General features: G+C 69.7%; 14 protein-coding genes. 5 read left to right on the plus strand and 9 right to left on the minus strand.

Going from position 1 to position 18,174, the window contains the following annotated elements:
* Window positions 1-123 precede the first annotated feature (123 nt).
* On the minus strand, window positions 124-1,266 hold the full coding sequence (locus ACFWZH_RS23060) for a CobW family GTP-binding protein (protein ID WP_384434228.1): 1,143 nt from the start codon (window positions 1,264-1,266) through the stop codon (window positions 124-126).
* 107 nt (window positions 1,267-1,373) lie between these two features.
* Window positions 1,374-2,543, minus strand: coding sequence for a citrate synthase/methylcitrate synthase (locus ACFWZH_RS23065; protein WP_384434230.1), 1,170 nt, complete (start codon window positions 2,541-2,543; stop codon window positions 1,374-1,376).
* Window positions 2,544-2,656: 113 nt separating this feature from the next.
* Here ACFWZH_RS23065 and ACFWZH_RS23070 point away from each other — a divergent pair, with 113 nt between their 5' ends.
* From ACFWZH_RS23070 to ACFWZH_RS23085, 4 genes are all read left to right on the plus strand, one after another.
* Window positions 2,657-3,904: a citrate/2-methylcitrate synthase gene (locus ACFWZH_RS23070; RefSeq protein WP_384434233.1), complete on the plus strand. Its 1,248-nt coding sequence runs from the start codon at window positions 2,657-2,659 to the stop codon at window positions 3,902-3,904.
* Between the two features lie 135 nt (window positions 3,905-4,039).
* Entirely contained in the window at window positions 4,040-5,038 is a 999-nt protein-coding gene (locus tag ACFWZH_RS23075) for a sucrase ferredoxin (RefSeq protein WP_384434236.1), read from the plus strand.
* 660 nt (window positions 5,039-5,698) lie between these two features.
* The gene (locus ACFWZH_RS23080) at window positions 5,699-7,357 is read left to right on the plus strand and encodes an ATP-binding protein (RefSeq protein WP_384434501.1); all 1,659 of its coding nucleotides are present in this window, start codon (window positions 5,699-5,701) and stop codon (window positions 7,355-7,357) included.
* Window positions 7,354-8,028: a response regulator gene (locus ACFWZH_RS23085; RefSeq protein ID WP_384434239.1), complete on the plus strand. Its 675-nt coding sequence runs from the start codon at window positions 7,354-7,356 to the stop codon at window positions 8,026-8,028. The genes ACFWZH_RS23080 and ACFWZH_RS23085 overlap by 4 nt, the downstream gene beginning before the upstream one ends.
* A 156-nt stretch (window positions 8,029-8,184) precedes the next feature.
* Here the strand turns inward: ACFWZH_RS23085 and ACFWZH_RS23090 are convergent, their stop codons facing one another.
* The 4 genes from ACFWZH_RS23090 to ACFWZH_RS23105 form a co-directional block, all read right to left on the minus strand.
* Window positions 8,185-8,859, minus strand: coding sequence for a response regulator (locus ACFWZH_RS23090; protein WP_384434241.1), 675 nt, complete (start codon window positions 8,857-8,859; stop codon window positions 8,185-8,187).
* Window positions 8,856-10,022 carry a sensor histidine kinase gene (locus ACFWZH_RS23095; RefSeq protein WP_384434244.1) on the minus strand — a complete coding sequence of 389 codons (1,167 nt, stop codon included), beginning with the start codon at window positions 10,020-10,022 and terminating at the stop codon, window positions 8,856-8,858. Before ACFWZH_RS23095 ends, ACFWZH_RS23090 begins: the two co-directional genes overlap by 4 nt.
* A 78-nt stretch (window positions 10,023-10,100) precedes the next feature.
* Window positions 10,101-10,589, minus strand: coding sequence for a DUF1453 domain-containing protein (locus tag ACFWZH_RS23100; RefSeq protein ID WP_384434247.1), 489 nt, complete (start codon window positions 10,587-10,589; stop codon window positions 10,101-10,103).
* A gap of 157 nt (window positions 10,590-10,746) precedes the next feature.
* Complete coding sequence (locus ACFWZH_RS23105; protein ID WP_384434251.1) at window positions 10,747-12,867, minus strand: type IIA DNA topoisomerase subunit B; 2,121 nt, start codon at window positions 12,865-12,867, stop codon at window positions 10,747-10,749.
* 444 nt (window positions 12,868-13,311) lie between these two features.
* Here ACFWZH_RS23105 and ACFWZH_RS23110 point away from each other — a divergent pair, with 444 nt between their 5' ends.
* A complete protein-coding gene (locus ACFWZH_RS23110; protein WP_033267354.1) occupies window positions 13,312-13,542 on the plus strand; it encodes a hypothetical protein in 231 nt (76 codons plus the stop codon).
* 124 nt (window positions 13,543-13,666) lie between these two features.
* Here the strand turns inward: ACFWZH_RS23110 and ACFWZH_RS23115 are convergent, their stop codons facing one another.
* The 3 genes from ACFWZH_RS23115 to ACFWZH_RS23125 form a co-directional block, all read right to left on the minus strand.
* On the minus strand, window positions 13,667-14,476 hold the full coding sequence (locus tag ACFWZH_RS23115) for a serine protease (protein WP_384434254.1): 810 nt from the start codon (window positions 14,474-14,476) through the stop codon (window positions 13,667-13,669).
* Window positions 14,477-14,613: 137 nt separating this feature from the next.
* Window positions 14,614-16,164: an RNA polymerase sigma factor gene (locus ACFWZH_RS23120; protein WP_384434257.1), complete on the minus strand. Its 1,551-nt coding sequence runs from the start codon at window positions 16,162-16,164 to the stop codon at window positions 14,614-14,616.
* A gap of 402 nt (window positions 16,165-16,566) precedes the next feature.
* Complete coding sequence (locus ACFWZH_RS23125; protein ID WP_384434260.1) at window positions 16,567-17,571, minus strand: FadR/GntR family transcriptional regulator; 1,005 nt, start codon at window positions 17,569-17,571, stop codon at window positions 16,567-16,569.
* Window positions 17,572-18,174: the final 603 nt, after the last annotated feature.

Genomic DNA, 18,174 nt, shown 5'->3' on the forward strand with positions numbered 1-18,174 from the left:
GGCCGGAAGTCCACCGGTCCGACAGCGCCCGTCCGCGTTCCTCAGCCGCTCTCCTCGGCCACTCTCCTCAGACGTCTGCCTCCACCGCCCCCCTCAGACGTCTGCCCTCCTCAGGCATTCCCCTCAGAGGTCCGATCCGATCTCTTCTTCACGGGCAGCCACATAGCGCAGTACGCCCCACATGCTGTTCACATCGGCATCCGACGGGCCGGTCTCCCGGCAGTTCTCCAGCTCCTTGCGCAGTGCCGGCGCGTCGATGCCGCTGCCGATCATGACGAGCTGGGTGCATCGCTCCTCGCCCTTCGGCCACGGCTCAGGGTAGAAGCGCAGGAAGTCGCCGACCGCGTGCAGCGTGAACCGCTGGCGGTTCTCCGGAACGTCGAAGTGGACGAAGCCCTTGATCCGATAGAGGCCGGTCGGGCGACTGTCGAGGAAACCCATGAGCCGGCGTGGGTGCATCGGCTCCGACGAGGTGAACTCCACGCTCTGATAGGCGGCGTGCAGATGGCCTGCGTGACCGGGGTGATGCGCGTGCTCCGGGTGATCGCAGTGCCCTTCGCCGTCATCGCAGTGGTCGTCGTCCTGGACGGCGGGCCCGCCGTTCGCCGCGGCCTCTCTCAGCAGATCCTCGAACGACAGCTGACGCACGGACGCGTCGAGGTCCTCCCCCGTCCCGCGATCGAAGAACAGCTCGGGGTCGACCCGGCCGTACGCCGTGCAGATCACCGGCCGTCCCGGAGCGAGCTCCGCGAGCCGGTCCATGAGTGCCTGTCGCGCCGCCTCCCCGATCCGGTCGGCCTTGTTGAGCACCACGATGTCGGCGATGCCCACATGCCGGTCCAGTTCGGGATGCCGCGCCCGGGTGTCATCGAACTCGGCGGCGTCCACGACCTCGATCAGCCCGCCGTAGACGATCCGGTCGTTGTCGCTGGCGAGGATCATCCGGATGAGTTCCTGCGGCTGGGCCAGCCCGCTGGCCTCGATGACGATCACGTCGATACGGGCGGCGGGGCGGGCCAGCCGCTCCAGGTAGGTGTCCAGTTCGCTGGTGTCGACGGCGCAGCACAGACAGCCGTTGCCGAGCGACACCATCGAGTCCACCTGTCCGGCGACGGTCATGGCGTCGATCTCGATGCTGCCGAAGTCGTTGACGATCGCGCCGATACGGGTGCCGTCGCCGGCGCCGAGCAGATGGTTGAGGAGGGTGGTCTTGCCCGACCCGAGGAATCCCGCGAGTACGACGACCGGGATCTGTTGCGTGGCCAAGGGGCGCCTCCATGGTGCGGGTGGCGGGCCGCCCGGACCGGCGGCGAACGAGCTGTCGATCGTAACGGACCGCCGGCCGCCACGGGCTCGGCCCGCCCCGTCGGCTCCTAGAGGGCCGCGGCGGCGGGCAGCGGCTGCGGCGGGGGCGGGCCGACGTACCGGGCCGCGGGACGAATGATCTTCGAATCCTCCGCCTGCTCCAGGATGTTGGCGCTCCAGCCGACGACGCGGGCCGCGCAGAACGTGGGCGTGAACATCTCACGCGGCAGTCCGCACAGCTCCATGACGACGCCCGCGTAGAACTCCACATTGATGTGCAGCTCACGACCCGGCTTGAGCTCGGCCAGCAGTGCCTCGGCCCTCGCCTCCACCTGGAGGGCGAACTCCACCAGCGGTCCACCGAAGCCCTCGGCGATACCACGCAGCATCCGGGAGCGCGGGTCCTCGGTGCGGTAGACGGGGTGCCCGAATCCCATGATCCGCTCGCCGCGCAGCACGCGGTCGCGGATCCAGGCGTCGATGCGGTCCGGTGTGCCGATGGCGTCGAGGGTGTCCAGTGCGCGGCTGGGCGCACCGCCGTGCAGCGGGCCGGAGAGCGCGCCGATGGCACCGACGAGGCAGGCCGCGAGATCGGCGCCGGTGGACGTGATGACGCGGGCGGTGAAGGTCGAGGCGTTGAACCCGTGGTCGATGGTGGAGATCAGGTAGGCCTCGATCGCGCGCACCTGCTCCGGCTGAGGCTCTTCGCCGGTGAGCATGTAGAGGTAGTTGGCGCCATGGCCGAGATCCGCACGCGGTTCCACGGGCTGCTGCCCCTGACCGAGCCGGTGCAGCGCGGTGAGCAGGGTCGGTACGGCGGCACAGGCGGCAAGTGCGTCGGCCCGCCGCTGGTCGGCATCGATGTCGTACAGAGGCCGAAAGCCGGCCGTCGCACCGAGCAGTGAGAGCGCGGTACGCAGCCCGGCAAGCGGGCCGGCGAGCGCACCGGCTTGGGCGAGGGCGGGAAGCGCGTCGCGCACGGCGGCGGGCAGCGGCCGCAGTACGGCGGTCTGGGCTGTGAAGGCCGCCAGCTGCGCCGCGTCGGGCAGCTCACCGTGGAACATCAGGTACCAGACGTCCTCGAAGCTGCGGCGCGCGGCCAGCTCGACGGCGGAGTACTGGCGGTAGTGGTAAAAGCCCTCGAGGCCCCGGACGTCGCCGAGTTGGGTCTCGGTGACGATGACGCCCGCGAGTCCCCGGGGCGCGTCGATCGGTGCGTTCGCCTCGGCGATCGGCATGGCGGATCTCCTTTGTTCTTCCTCCCCGAATATTGATCCGACTATCTATGCTTGACTCAACAGTCGTCAATATTGATTGAATCAATATGTATGAGTCTGGATACGGTGACCTCATGGCGGACCAAGACACCACGCAGGACGCGGGCGGGCGACGGCTGAACACCCGGGAGGCGGCCGACCGACTCGGAGTGAAGCCCGAGACGGTGTACGCGTATGTCAGCCGCGGCCAGCTGACCAGCCGCCGCGAGCCGGGCAGCCGTGGCAGCACCTTCGACGCGAAGGAGGTCGAGGCGCTGGCTCGCCGCAGCGGCCGGCGCGAACCGCCCGCCACCAGTGGCGAGTTGGCCGTCCACACCGGCATCACCCTCATCGACCGCGACCACTGCTACTTCCGTGGCGTCGATGCATCTGAACTCGCCGCCCACTACAGCTACGAGGAAGTGGCCGAGTGGCTGTGGACCGGCGAAATGCGCCGCGGCATCCGCTTCACCGCACCACACGACGCCCTGTCCGCCGCCCGCCGCGCCGTACACGCGCTGCCGGCCCACAGCGGACCGATGGACCGGCTGCGAGTCGCAGTGATCGCTGCTGCGGCGGCTGACCCGCTCCGCTTCGACCTGTCCGAGGACGTCGTCCTCGACACGGCCCGCACTCTGATTCCGACCCTCGTCGACGCGCTCCCGTCACAGGCCGCCGAGCAGTCCACCGCGGCAGCACTGGCACCTCGCCTGTGGTCACGCCTGACCTCTGAGCCAGCCGACCCCGCATCGCTGCGCATCCTGGACGCCGCGCTGATCCTGCTCATCGATCATGACCTCGCCGCCTCGACCCTCGCGGTACGAGTCGCCGCCTCCGCACGCGCGCATCCGTACGCGATCGTCTCGGCCGGCTTCGGCGCACTGGACGGCGCGCTGCACGGCGCGGCGAGCGGACTCGCCCACCGGATGCTGCTCGAGGTGCTGGACCGGGGCAGCGCAGCCGCCGTCGTCGCCGACCATCTGCGAGCCGGCCGCCGGGTCCCCGGCCTGGGGCATCGCCTTTACACGGGCGAGGACCCGCGCGCCCACACTCTCTTCGAGCTGTTGGAAGAGGTACCGCGCGCCAGCCCCGCACTGGAGGCTGCTCGCGAGGTGATCACCACCACTGCTCGGCACACCGAGCTGCACGCCAACGTCGACCTGGCACTTGCCGTGCTGACCGTCGCGAGCGGAATGCCGACCGAAGCAGGCGAAACCATCTTCGCCGTCGCTCGCACCGCCGGCTGGATCGCCCACGCCCTGGAGGAGTACGACGAGCCCCCCGTCCGCATGCGCCCCAGCGGTCGATACTGCGGCCCGAAGCCCCCGCAGCCGCTGCCGTAAGCGGAGGGACGGCACGTTCACGTGGCCCTGAGCTGCTCAAGCCTCTGTCCTCAGCCGGGCACTTTCCGTGGACGCGCGAGCCTCTGGGCCCCCTCCCAGAATCCGTCCACAGCAGATGAGGTTAGGCTCACCTTTGTGAGTACCTGCGCCTCCGCTTCCCTCGATTCGGCCGAACCTCTCGCTGGGACGGCAGCCACCGCCCTGACCTGGCTACTCATCGAGCAGTCCGGGCCGTGGGGGGCCAACGCACTGACGGACAGCCACCTTGCCCCTGACGTCGGCCGGGCTCTGGAAGCCGCTACAGAGCGCACGGGCGTACGCGTCGCCCTCATCCGCAGGCCAGGACGTCATGCCGACTGCCATGACGCCTCCCCGCGCCGCATGTTCCTCGCGCACACCGCCCCAGGGCGTTCATGGATCCGCACGACCACGGTCACCAACCCGCGAGCGGCCCTCGGCCTGGATTTCGCGGCCCTGAGTGCCGGAGAGCATGGCGGCCTCTGGGAGCCGTACACCGGTGAGCCTCTGGTCCTCGTGTGCACCAACGGCAAGCGGGACCGTTGCTGCGCCCTCCTCGGCCGGCCGCTCGCCGCCGAGCTCGCCGCCGGCGGAGTCGGGGCGTGGGAAGTCACCCACATCGGCGGCCATCGCTTCTCCCCCACCCTCTTCGTCCTCCCCTACGGCTACGCCTACGGCCGCGCCTCGGCCCCCCTGGTCAAGGACGCCGTGGAGTCGGCGCGCGACGGACGGATCGCGCTCGACCACTGCCGCGGCCGCTCGGCGTGGGGTCGCCCGGCCCAGGCGGCCGACCTCGCGGTCCGCCGGCTCATTTGGGAGGACCGCGCGGACGCACTCGATGTCGTACGGACCGACGCGGTGCGGCCCGAACCGTTGCCGGCCGACCACCGGGCGCTTCACAGCAGGACGCCTGCGGGTGCCGTCCCCACCTGGGCCGTCATCATTGCGCACACGGACGGCCGCACCTGGCGGGTGATCGTCCAAGAGCGGACCGACGGAGCTCCGGCGCCCGCTAGCTGTGGTGCGCCGCTCGGTCCACCGGCTCGGATGGCGGTTGGTTCCATCACCGCCATCGCTGGTGCGACACGGGCAAGGGCAACAGCATCCTGTAGCTGATCTCCCGGGCCTCCGCAGGGGCGCGCCCGAACCGTTGGCGGCGCCTCGCGGCCGCCTCACCGCCCGGGACTCACCGGGAGACTGCCGTAAGGACGCGTCGCCAACGGCCGCAGCGCGCGGCAGGCGCCCGGAGCCTCCAGGTCGCTTGATGACCAAGGCAGCGAGCCCCAGGCCCAGCATCGCTCCCGCTGCCCGCCACGCCACCATGCGGCGGCCGCCTCCCCGCGCTGCTGCACACCACGTCCCCTTGCCATCCCTCGTGGACCACATGACCGCTCCCCTCTTCGCGCCCTACCGCGCGGACGATCCGCATCCGGCCGGATTCGACTTCACGCTGCGAGGCTAAGTGCGTACGATCTGCGACCGAAAGGCCTGTGGATAACCACTCGCGCATCCTCCCCGTCGTCCACAGCAACGCTGCGAGTCGCCGCCCGAACACCCTCCGAATTCGGCCCGCCGGGGATTACCGCCCGGCCGCCCCCGCGCTTACTGTTCGTTCGTATGGGCGAGAAGGATGCGTCGGCTCCGCGCCCGAGAGGCGTTCGCCCCTCGGGTTCCGCGGCCATCCCCGCCGACGCGCTGGCTGCCGGCACCGCACCCAGGCTGCGCCTGAAGTGGCCGCGCCTTGGCTGGCCACGCCGCGTCTTCTCCCAGGTGCTGATGGTGCAGCTGGCCATCGCCACGGGAGTCACCGCACTGGCAACCGGCCTCTTCCTCGCTCCGCTCAGCGCCCAGCTGGACGATCAGGCGATGCGCCGTGCCCTCGCCATCGCGCAGACCACCGCCGCGGCACCATCGCTCGACGACGCCCTGGAATCCTCACACCCCAGCCGTCACGGCCCCGTCCAGAACGAGGCAGAGCGGATCCGTGCCGCCACCGGCGCCGAGTACGTAGTGGTCATGGACGAGCGCGGGGTGCGCTGGTCCCACACCGACCCTGACGAGATCGGGCACCACGTCTCCACCGACCCCAGCGTCGCCCTCTCCGGCCACGAGGTCATGCAGATCGACGAGGGAACCCTCGGTCGCTCCGCGCGCGGCAAGGTCCCGCTGCGCGACGAGAACGGCGAGGTCATCGGGGCCGTCTCGGTCGGCATCGCGTACGAGAGCGTGCAGGAACGGCTGCTCTCCACCGTCCCGCAACTGCTCGCTTACGCGGGCGGAGCTCTCGCCGTGGGCGCACTCGCCGCCTACCTCGTCTCCCGCCGTCTCCAGCGACGCACCCATGACCTGGCGTTCTCCGACATCTCCGCGCTGCTCGCCGAGCGGGAGGCGATGCTGCACGGCATCCGTGAAGGGTTCCTCGCGCTCGACGGCCGGGGCCGGATCCGCCTGATGAACGATGAGGCACAGCGCCTCCTCGACCTGCGCTCCGAGGACACCGGCCGCCCTCTCGAAGCCGCTCTGCCACCGGGCCGTACGACCGATGTGCTGGCCGGCCGTGTTTCAGGGGCTGATCTGCTGGCCGTCAGCGGACAGCGGGTTCTGGTGGCGAACCGCATGCCGACCGACGACGGGGGTGCGGTAGTCACTTTGCGCGACCGCACCGAACTGGAGCGGCTGGGCCGCGAACTGGACGGTACCCGCGGCCTGATCGACGCCCTGCGCGCCCAGGACCACGAGCACGCCAATCGGCTGCACACACTCCTCGGACTGCTCGAACTGGGGCTGCACGAAGAGGCCGTGGAGTTTGTGACACAGGCCGTGGGCGTGCATCGGGCGACTGCGGAACAGGTCACCGAGCGCATCCACGATCCACTGCTCGCCGCCCTCCTGGTGGGCAAGGCAACGGTCGCCACCGAGCGTGGCGTCTCCTTGCGCATCGCACCCGCAACCCATCTGCCCGACCGGCTGGTCGACCCACACAGTCTGGTGACCGTACTCGGCAACCTCATCGACAACGCCCTGGATGCCACATCGAGCGATCGTGACGCACAACTGGAGGTGGAGATCCGGGCCGACGGCCACACCGCCATCGTCCGCGTCAGCGACAACGGGCCAGGAGTGCCCGAGCCACGCCGCGCGGAGATCTTCACAGAAGGTTGGACGACCAAGGAGCCACCCGCCCACGGGCAGCGCGGCATCGGCCTGGCCCTCGTCCGCCGACTCGCCGAGCGCTACGGGGGCAGTGCGGAGGTCGGCGAGCGCCCGGGTGGTGGCGCGGTGTTCACCGTCACCCTCCCTGACGCACTGTCCAAGGAGATTCCCCGACTGGGTGGAACGCCCCGGGAGGCAGTGATGAACACCCGTCTCACCGGGGAGGCCGGAGATGGCGAGGACGCTCGTCACGCCGCAGGGGTCACGGAGGCCGGGCGATGATCGACGTACTGGTCGTGGACGACGATGTGCACGTCGCGCGGATCAACGCGGCGTATGTCGCCAAGGTAGGGGGGTTCCGAGTCAGTTGCCTCGCGCATACCGCCGCCGAAGCCCTCGCCGCCCTTGAGACGCACCCTGTCGACCTGATCCTGCTGGACCACTACCTCCCCGACAGAACGGGGCTTCAACTGGTCGGCGACCTGCGGCGGCGTGGTCTGCTCACTGACGTGATCATGGTGACGGCGGCTCGCGACATCGCGACCGTGCAGGCAGCGATGCGCCACGGCGCACTGCAGTATCTGGTCAAGCCGTTCACCTTTGCGGGTCTGCGCTCCAAGTTGGAGGGGTACGCGGCGCTGCACCGTACGTTCGCGGACGGCGGGCAGGCGGAGCAGTCCGAAGTGGACCGGATTTTTGGGGCGTTGGGAGCCGCCAACGCCGGCCCCGCCGAGTTGCCCAAGGGCCACTCCTCCGCCACTGCCGACCGTGTGCGCTCGGTGCTGCGATCCGCGGACTCCCCGTTGTCGGCCCAGGACGTCGCCCTCCAGGCCGGCCTCAGTCGGCAGACCGCCCAGCGCTACCTCAAGCTGCTGGAGCGGGCCGGACGGGTGCGCCTCACTCTCAAGTACGGCGAGACCGGCCGCCCGGAACACCGTTACGACTGGGTCTGAGACCGGAACGACGTATCAGGTGCCCGCGCTCTAAGCCGCCCCCGCCCCGTCAGCACCTGTGGCTACGTCTCCGCACTCCGGGACTTGTCGATAAATCGCCCAACCGCCCCGGGTAGTGCACTTCGTTCCAGTCCCTTCACCCCATCGGGTGATGAGCTATCCGGGCGGCTGTGCGAGACCGTGGCGGTAGGCGTAGTGGACGGCCTGAGTGCGGTCGCGCAGTCCCGCTTTGGCGAAGAGGTTGTTGATGTGGGTCTTCACCGTCGCGGTGGAGACGTGCAGCATGCGCGCGATCTCGGGATTGGACTGACCGTCGGCGACCAGCCGCAGCACCTCCACCTCGCGGGCGGTGAGTCCGTCCGGTGGCTCGTCGGGCGGTTGCGGCAGGGGCCGTACGGGCTCCGTGACGCGTTCCAGGAGCCTGCGCTGGATCCTCGGCGACAGCCCGGCCTCTCCCGAGAGCACGTCGTCGATGGCCCGGACGATCTCATCGCCGTCCGCGTCCTTGGTCAGGTAGCCACGGGCGCCGGCCTGCAGGGCAGGGAAGAGCGACTCGTCGTCCGCGTAGGTGGTGAGCACCACGACCTGGGTGCCGGCGTGGTCCGCGCGGATGCGGCGGGTGGCCTCGACGCCGTCGCAGCGCGGCATGCGCAGGTCCATCAGGACGACGTCGGGGGCCAGTTCGGCGACCATACGGACGGCTTCCTCGCCGTCTGCGGCCGATCCGACGACCTCGATGCCCGGCAGCAGCCCCAGCAGCATCACGATGCCCTCACGCACCACGGTCTGGTCATCGGCGACCACGACCCGTGCCGTCTTGCGCGCCGTCATGCCGGCACTCGCAGCCGCACCACGAAACCCTCCTCAGTGGGGCCGGACTCAAGCGTTCCGCCGAGGAGTTCGGCGCGCTCCCGCATCCCGAGCAGACCGTAGCCGGAGCCGCTCTCGGCGAGCTCGGCGGCCTGCCCCCGGCCTCCGAAGTCGCGCACCTCGAGGCGCACGTCGTCTGCCGTGTACTCCAGCAGCACGTTCACCCGGGCGCCCGGGGCGTGCTTGCGTACGTTCGTCAGCGCCTCCTGGGCGACTCTACGCACCGCGAGGCCCGCCTCGGCCGGCAGGGGGCGAGTCTCACCCGAGACGTCCAGCCGCGCGCCCTCAGCGGCCGCCAGACGGCTCAGGAAGTCCTCGACCGGGATCATCTCCCCGCGGAGTGCGGAAAGCGCCTCACGGGTGCCGTCCAGCCCTTCACGGGCCATTCCGCGGCACGCCACCACCCGTTCCATGAGCTGTTCACGGTCGGCCTCGAGGTCGGTGCTGCGCTGGATCAGCAGCCGCGCCGCCTCCAGGTGCACCAGCTGGGCGCTGAGGCTGTGGGCGAGGACATCGTGGATCTCCCGTGCGATACGTCCCCGTTCGGTCAGTGCCGCCGATTCGGCCTCGGCCTTACGGGCGGCCCGTTCCTGGGCCAGCAACCGCTGGGCGTTGCCGCGTGCCTCGGCGTCCAGCCGTACGACATAGCCCGCCAGCGCCAGGCCCGCGGTGGTCGTGGTGGTCGTCAGCCAGTTGTCGGTGTTCATCACCGCGTACGCACCGAGTGCCGCTCCGGCGCACGGTACGGCGACGCTCAGCGGGAGACGCTCCATGGCGACGATGGCACACGCGCACCACAGGACGATCGCCGGCGTGCGCGCATCGGCGTACCGGAAGCCGAAGGCGGCAGCCTCCAGTACGGCGAACAGCGCGATGGCCGGCCCCAGACGGTGCTGCAGCGTCACACGGAAGAAGCCGCGGAACGCCAGCATGGTGAGGGCCAGTCCGGCGACGGCCGCCACCAGTGCCCAGCTGTGGAAGTGCGGCCCCGTCACGGTGGCCCACGTCAGTCCCGCGACCACCAGGACGCGCACGGATCGGCCGATCCACAACCGGGCGCTGCTGATGCCTTCCCGGGACAGTGACTCCCTCAGGGGCCAGCTCGTCCAGGCGTTCGGCGTCACGTGCGGTCCTTCGTGGTTGCGGTGCGGTGCGAGGCGTTCACCCCATGGGCCTCAGCCCGGCGCGTACGGCCAGGGGCATCAGCCGACGGCAGGGACACGGTACGTCTGCCGCAGGTCCTGAGCCCGCCAAGCGGTGACACCTGCCCGTGTCAGCAGCATCGCGGCGACGCCGAGCATGACGGCCGCGCTGCCCTGGTGGATGCCCATGGTCGCGGCGACACCCATCAGACCGCCGCGCAGCGCCATGCCGCAGAGCCAGACACCGGCCGCCGCCCAGCCTCCCTTGGTCCATACCGCGCCCTCCGCGTCCGTCCAGATACGCGTCGTCCAGGCCCAGCCGGCGCCGCAGGCCAGTCCGATGAGCAGCTCCACGGCGAGCAGGACGGCAGATGCCGTGTGGTGCCGGGCGTCGAGGAGATCGGGTTGCCGCAGCGCCATGACCGTCAGGACGGCGGGGATCAGCCACCACTTCCTGCCCTCGGACGTGAGGCGCTGCGCCTTGAACTGCTGGATGAACACGAACACGACAGCCGCGGTGATCACGACGATGTTGACCAGGCCGCTCATGAACTGAGCCTCCGTGGAACGGGGAACTTCGACCCTCTCGACGCTATGGAGCGCGGCGGCCGTCCGGATCGGAGCCAGGGTGGGGAGCGGGTGGAAATGGCGTCGGGCGCCTCTCCACCCCAGGGTGGAGAGGCGCCCGACGGGTGCCGCGGTGCGCTCAGGTGTCGATGCGCGAACGGTCCAGGGTGGAAGCGGAGTTGGTGATGAACTCCTTGCGGGGGGCGACTTCGTTGCCCATCAGGAGGTCGAAGGCCTGCTCCGCCGCTTCCAGGTCGCTGATGTTGATGCGGCGCAGGGTGCGGTGGCGCGGGTCCATGGTCGTCTCGGCGAGCTGGTCGGCGTCCATTTCACCCAGGCCCTTGTAGCGCTGGATGCTGTCCTTGTAGCGGACCTTCTTGCGCTCGAGTTCGAGCAGCGTCTGGCGCAGCTCGTTGTCCGAGTACGTGTAGATGTACTTCTCCTGGCCCTTCTTGGGGTTGGTCAGCTCGACGCGGTGCAGCGGTGGGACGGCGGAGAAGACCCGGCCCTGTTCGACCATCGGCCGCATGTAGCGCTGGAAGAGGGTCAGCAGCAGGCAGCGGATGTGGGCGCCGTCGACATCCGCGTCGGCCAGGAAGATGACCTTGCCGTAGCGGGCGGCGTCGATGTCGAAGGTGCGGCCGGAGCCAGCCCCTATGACCTGGATGATGGCGCCGCACTCGGCGTTCTTGAGCATGTCCGAGACCGACGACTTCTGGACGTTGAGGATCTTGCCGCGGATCGGCAGGAGTGCCTGGAATTCGGAGTTCCGGGCCAGCTTCGCCGTACCCAGCGCCGAGTCGCCCTCGACGATGAAGAGTTCGCTGCGGTCGACGTCGTCGCTGCGGCAGTCCGCGAGCTTGGCCGGCAGCGAGGAGGATTCCAGCGCCGTCTTCCGCCGCTGGGCCTCCTTGTGCTGGCGGGCGGCGATACGCGTACGGGCCGCCGCGACGACCTTCTCCATGACGGCGCGTGCCTGCTGCTTGGCGTCCCGCTTGGTGGAGGTCAGGAACGCCTTGAGCTCCCGGCTCACCACCTGGGCCACGATCCGGGAGGCGGCAGAGGTGCCGAGCACCTCCTTGGTCTGGCCCTCGAACTGCGGCTCGGCGAGCCGCACGGTCACCACGGCGGTGAGGCCCTCCATGGCGTCGTCCTTGACGACGTCGTCCTCGGCGACGCGCAGCAGCTTGCTGGATCGCAGGGCTTCGTTGACGGTCTTGGTGACCGAGCGCTCGAAGCCGGAGACGTGGGTGCCGCCCTTGGGGGTGGCGATGATGTTGACGAACGACCTGACCGTGGCGTCGTAGCCGGTGCCCCAGCGCAGCGCGATGTCGACGCCCAGTTCCCGGGTGACCTCGGTCGGTGTCATGTGGCCGCGGTCGTCGAGGACCGGCACGGTCTCCTTGAAGGTGCCCTGGCCGGTCAGCCGCAGCACGTCGCAGACGGCCTTGTCCTGCGCGAGGTACTCGCAGAACTCGCTGATGCCGCCGTCGTAGCGGAACGTCTCCTCCGTCTTTCCGGCGCCGTCGATGCCGCGCTCGTCGCGGACGATGAGGGTCAGGCCCGGTACGAGGAAGGCCGTCTGGCGGGCGCGGGCGTGCAGCGTCTCCAGGGAGAGCTTGGCGTCCTTGAGGAAGATCTGCCGGTCGGCCCAGTAACGGACGCGGGTGCCCGTCCTGGTCTTGGGGATCCGCTTGCCCTTGAGCAGGCCGTTGCCCGGGTCGAAGGGCGCGTCGGGGCCGGATTCGGTGAAGATGCCGGGGACGCCGCGTCGGAAGCTGATCGAGTGCGTCTTGCTGTTGCGGTCGACCTCGACGTCGAGTCGTGCGGAGAGGGCGTTGACGACGGAGGCGCCGACGCCGTGCAGGCCGCCGGAGGCCGCGTACGAGCCGCCGCCGAACTTTCCGCCGGCGTGCAGCTTGGTCATCACGACCTCGACGCCGCTCAGACCGGTCTTGGGCTCGACGTCCACGGGGATGCCGCGGCCGTTGTCCCGGACCTCCACCGACCCGTCGTCGTGGAGGATCACCTCGATGTGGTCGCAGTAGCCGCCCAGCGCCTCGTCGACGGAGTTGTCGATGATCTCCCACAGGCAGTGCATGAGGCCACGGCTGTCCGTGGAGCCGATGTACATGCCGGGGCGCTTACGGACGGCCTCGAGGCCCTCGAGGACGAGCAGATGCCGCGCGGTGTAGTTGGAACCGTCCCGGTCTGCCCCGGTCAGCACTGCGGTGGACGGCACGGACATCTCGGCGGTCACGCGGTTCGCTCCTCGCTGAATTTCTGGCAGTCCGCATTCCGCGGACTCGGTTGTGGCGGTGTCGCCGGTCAGAGGGTACCGAGGCCTAGTAGAGCCGATGTGACGCCACCCGTAAGCATGCTCATGGTAGTAGAATTTCGCTCGTACGTTCGATCCCTCGTTGGGGTGACGTCCGAGTGACGTGCACATCACGTTCCCTTCGAGGCATGAACCATTTAGGCTCCGGGCACGTCCTCATCAACAACCGGCAAGCCAGCCGGGGGGACGGACCCAACAACCAACGTGAATCAGACCACCAAGCAATACGGCTCATTCGCCGCCACCCGGCAGCACCCGGCCCCCTCGGAGAATTTTTTTCGAGGAAAAGGCACGAGCGGGAACGTTTTCGGCCTGGTTGGATGTTGACCCTGGTACGACAGCTCGTCGAGCTAGAGAAGAGGCGACGTGACTACTGTTCTGACACCCGCGAGCCCGCTGACGGCCGCTGACCGCTGCGACCGCTGCGGCGCCCAGGCATACCTGCGCGTCGTCCTGATGTCCGGCGGAGAACTGCTCTTCTGCGCCCACCACGGTCGCAAGTTCGAGCCAGAACTCAAGAAGATCGCCGCGGAAATACAGGACGAGACGGAGCGGCTGACCGCCCCTCCGGCGTCCGCGTCCGATGAGGAACGCTGACACTTCGCATCCACGACGAGCGAGCAGCGGCCCAGGGCCGTGCAGCGGGCGGTTCCCCCGGCACCACCGGGGAGACCGCCCGCACTCGTACGCTCACGCATACCCGTCGGCTCCCCCGGCCTTCTCAGCCGGCCCCGTGTGCCAACAGCGCCGGAAGCAGCGCCGAAGCGCGCGTATAGACGCCGGGGCTGCCCGCCTGGCCGCAGCCGGTCCCCCATGACACCAGTCCCACGAGCCGTCCGCGTACGACCAGCGGCCCGCCGCTGTCCCCCTGGCAGGCGTCCCGGCCGCCCGCCGGTTCCCCTGCGCACAGCATCGAAGGCGACCGGTACGTACCGTCGGCGCTGCCCGGGTAGGCCCGCGCACAGACGGCGTCGCGCAGCACATTGACGTGCGCCGACCGCAGCCGCGTCGCATAGCTGCCCTCACCCGTGGTGTCTCCCCAGCCGTAGACCGTGGCCCTGCTTCCCGGCCGGTAGGCGGCGTCATGCCGTCCGGCTATCGGAATGGGTCGGTTCGGGACGGGCTTGTCGAGCGTGATCACGGCCATGTCGCCGTCGTTCGTCCAGTTGTCATAGCGCGGGTTGACCCACACCTTTGCGGGCTTGCGCTCCTGGCCACCGCCGCCGGTGAGGTTGTCGCGCCCGACCACGATCCGCAGATCCCGCACCTGCTGCCAGGGCACGCCCAGCACCTCCCTGCTCAGGCAGTGGGCGGCCGTCACCACCGTGGAGTGCCCGACGAGCACGCCGCCGCAGAACTGTCCGGAGCGCTGGGCCCCGAAGCGAGCGTGGGAGGCCAGCGCGACCGCCCAGGGGCTCTGCGACATCTGGGTGGGCTTGCCACCGATCACCGACTCGTCCGCGGCCGCCGACGCCGGCAGGGCAAGGACCAGGGCGAGGGCTCCGAAGGCAGCGCGTGCGGTCGGACGCATACGGACTCCTGACTCTGGGAGATAGCTCGCCAACCCAGAGTGACCCCAAGCGGCCTCGACCCGCACCCGGACGGACGCGAGCCCGGCCCCTCCACGCTGGAGGAACCGGGCTCGTGACGCTGTCCGGGCAGGTTGGACTAGTCGAGGTAGTCGCGCAGCACCTGGGAGCGGGACGGGTGGCGCAGCTTCGACATCGTCTTCGACTCGATCTGGCGGATCCGCTCACGCGTGACGCCGTAGACCTTGCCGATCTCGTCCAGCGTCTTGGGCTGGCCGTCCGTGAGGCCGAAGCGCATGGAGACCACGCCGGCTTCGCGCTCGGAGAGGGTGTCCAGCACCGAGTGCAGCTGCTCCTGCAGAAGCGTGAAGCTGACCGCGTCGGCCGGGACGACTGCCTCGGAGTCCTCGATGAGGTCACCGAACTCGCTGTCGCCGTCCTCGCCCAGCGGGGTGTGCAGCGAGATCGGCTCGCGTCCGTACTTCTGGACCTCGATGACCTTCTCGGGGGTCATGTCGAGTTCCTTGGCCAGCTCCTCCGGGGTGGGCTCGCGGCCCAGGTCCTGGAGCATCTGACGCTGGACACGGGCCAGCTTGTTGATGACCTCGACCATGTGGACGGGGATACGGATCGTACGGGCCTGGTCGGCCATGGCGCGGGTGATGGCCTGGCGGATCCACCACGTCGCGTAGGTCGAGAACTTGTAGCCCTTGGTGTAGTCGAACTTCTCGACCGCACGGATCAGACCGAGGTTGCCCTCCTGGATCAGGTCCAGGAAGAGCATGCCGCGGCCGGTGTACCGCTTGGCCAGGGAGACGACCAGTCGGAGGTTGGCCTCCAGGAGGTGGTTCTTCGCGCGGCGGCCGTCCTCGGCGATGATCTCCAGTTCGCGCTTGAGCTTCGGCGCGAGCTTGTCGGAGTTCGCCAGCTTGTCCTCGGCGAACAGGCCCGCCTCGATGCGCTTGGCGAGCTCCACCTCCTGCTCGGCGTTGAGGAGCGGGACCTTACCGATCTGCTTGAGGTAGTCCTTGACCGGGTCGGCGGTGGCGCCGGCCGCGGCGACCTGCTGCGCGGGGGCGTCGTCCTCGTCGTCGTCGGACAGGACGAAGCCGGCGTTCTCCGCGCCCTCGGCGGCCTCGGGAGCGTCGCCCTTGCCGGGCGCCGGGGTCTCCTCGGTCACCTCGTCGTCGAGCAGCTCGTCGACGTCCTTCTTGGACGCGGTCTTCTTGGCGGTGGCCTTCTTGGCCGTGGTCTTCTTCGCGACCGCCTTCTTGGCGGTCGTCTTCTTCGCCGCTGCCTTCTTCGCAGGCGCGGACTCGGACTCACCGACCGACGGGTCCGCCACGGAGGCGGGGGCGGCGGCGGTGGTCTTCCTGACCGTGGCGGTCTTGGCCGCGACGGTCTTGGTGGCGGTGCGCTTCGCCGGACTCTTCGCTGCGACGCTCTTGCGGGTGCGCTTGGGCGCCTCTGCGGCACTGACCATCAGCGTCACACCCTCCTCGTCGAGGATCTGGTTGAGGCTGCGCAGAACGTTCTTCCACTGGGTTGGCGGAATCTGGTCAGCCTCGAAGGCCCGACGCACGTCATCGCCGGCGATCTGCCCATCTGCCTTTCCCCGCTCGATGAGCGCCATCACAGACTCGGACTCGGCGATCTCCGGCGGGAGCGTACGGGATGTGCTGGCCGACACGAACAACCTCTCGGAACGATGGAAACGGCTTCCGACCCCGTCCAGTGTGGATCGGAGCCGACGACCGCCGGTGGGGATGGACCGACGGCGCAGGGGCAACCGGGGAGTTGAACAGCGTCACGAACGCCGTCCGTATTCCCTCCTCGGCTATCACCTCTTAAGTCATCGCGCTTCCCTGAAGAGCGTTACGCCCAATCTGCGTGGCCCGAGTCACACCCCATAACGACCCATTCCCAGTCATATGACATGCAATCCTCCCAAGGTCCGCCGCCGGATCCGGTCGACGTCCCGGATCCGGCGACCATGTGCGCCTCCGCCGCGTACGGCGTGCCCCGCCCAAGGGGTACGCGGGGCACGGGGCCGCGCGGCGCCTACGGTCCGTATGCGGTCGTGTACGGGCCTTCAGTGCTCGCGGGGCGCGGGGACGACGTGGTCGACGGGCGTCCCGGAGCCCTGGCCGGCGGCCTCGCCGTGTGAGGCGAGAAGCTGGCGCATCGCGGATTCGGCCGCCGTGGCGTCGCCGGAGCCGATGGCGTCGACGACCCTCATGTGCTGACCCACGGACGTCTCGACCGGTCGCTCGCAGCCGCCGCTGGGGCCGCCGGAGACGTGCAGGGCGGCGGAGACGATGCCCGAGAGGTGCTCGAGCATGCGGTTGCCCGCGAGCTGCAGCAGCAGGGAGTGGAACTCGGCGTCGGCGCGGGAGAAGGTCATGGTGTCGCCCTGGGCCGCGGAGTGGCCCATGATCTCGACCATGTCGGCGAGCCGCTGCTGGATGTCCTCCCGGCCGTGGCCGGCGGCGAGCCGGGCGGCCAGCGGCTCGATCGTCCAGCGCAGCTCGCACAGCTCACGGCGCTGATCGTCGCGCTGCGGCCCGTAGGCCCGCCACTCGATGATGTCGGGGTCGAGGAGGTTCCAGTCGCTGACCGGGCGCACCCGGGTGCCGACGTTGGGGCGGGCGCTGACGAGGCCCTTGGCCTCGAGGACGCGCAGCGACTCACGGACGACGGTGCGGGAGACCTCGAAGCGCTGGCCGATCTCCTCGGGGACGAGCGGGCGGTCGGCGCCGAGATCGCCGGAGACGATCATCTGCCCGAGCTGCTGGACGAGTTGGCCGTGCAGGCCGCGGCCGCGGCTGCCGGCGGCGCGGCGGCCGACTCGGCCGATGTCTGCTTCGGAGCCGTCCCAGACCTGCGAAACGCGCTCGGTACGCTCCGGACCGGCTGTGCTGTTGGCGCTCGCGGCGTTGGCGGCGGCGTTGGCGTAGGAGTAGCGGTCAAGCTCGCCCGGGCCTGCAAGGCCGGTGTCGCCGGGGCGAGCCGCGGTCATCATGGTGTGCGCAAGGGTACTCACGCATCCTTTGTCGGCGACACCCTGAACACCCTTGAGGTCTTTGGTGAAAAGCACACGAAAGGGTGATCGCCCCCCATCTCCGAATTGACGCTTTATCGGAAGGAAACGCACGCTCCATGGCGAGTTGCGAACAACAGCCATAACAACACCGCGCCAAAACAGGCGCCTTACTCGGTCAGAAGGCGAAGCCGTATCACGCCGAGGGGGCATCACCGCAGGCCAGGGCTGGTGAGCGCCAACGCCATTGCGCTGTCCGCAAGTTGGCTGACGAGCGACCTCGCGACCGATATGCCTCGGTCGATTCCGGAGGGGCACTTGACGGCGGCCGATGGATCGACGACCGACGCCGGGGCCGGCTCGCGCGGGGACGGGGAACTCCACGGCGCCAACCCTGTTGCGGCGAACCGGAGTACGGAGGCAGCCGGGATCCGGGTGCCGCCACGGCCGTTGCAGGCAAGGGCAGTTGAGGGCGCAACTCACCCTGTGAGCAGGTGAGGCGCCACAGCGCGCCCGCAGGGCATGGCGGACACAGACCGGCCCTGGCGCGGGGTTCGGCCGTGCGCGAGCCGGCCGGGCGGGGCGGCACGGGGCGCCGGGGGCATATCGCGCCCGGCCGGAAGCGCCGGCCGGGCGTCGACTATCGGGGGCACGAAGGAG

The sequence above is a fragment of the Streptomyces sp. NPDC059008 genome, from assembly GCF_042749045.1.
In the GTDB taxonomy this organism is placed as follows: Bacteria; Actinomycetota; Actinomycetes; order Streptomycetales; family Streptomycetaceae; genus Streptomyces.

Bases quoted from the DNA above. Each gene is read 5' to 3' on its own strand.
- ACFWZH_RS23065 (WP_384434230.1), bottom strand. From the start codon at position 2,543: ATGCCGATCGCCGAGGCGAACGCACCGATCGACGCGCCCCGGGGACTC.
- ACFWZH_RS23090 (WP_384434241.1), bottom strand. From the start codon at position 8,859: ATGACGGCGCGCAAGACGGCACGGGTCGTGGTCGCCGATGACCAGACC.
- ACFWZH_RS23100 (WP_384434247.1), bottom strand. From the start codon at position 10,589: ATGAGCGGCCTGGTCAACATCGTCGTGATCACCGCGGCTGTCGTGTTC.
- ACFWZH_RS23115 (WP_384434254.1), bottom strand. From the start codon at position 14,476: ATGCGTCCGACCGCACGCGCTGCCTTCGGAGCCCTCGCCCTGGTCCTT.
- ACFWZH_RS23085 (WP_384434239.1), top strand. From the start codon at position 7,354: ATGATCGACGTACTGGTCGTGGACGACGATGTGCACGTCGCGCGGATC.
- ACFWZH_RS23070 (WP_384434233.1), top strand. From the start codon at position 2,657: ATGGCGGACCAAGACACCACGCAGGACGCGGGCGGGCGACGGCTGAAC.
- ACFWZH_RS23080 (WP_384434501.1), top strand. From the start codon at position 5,699: ATGGTGCAGCTGGCCATCGCCACGGGAGTCACCGCACTGGCAACCGGC.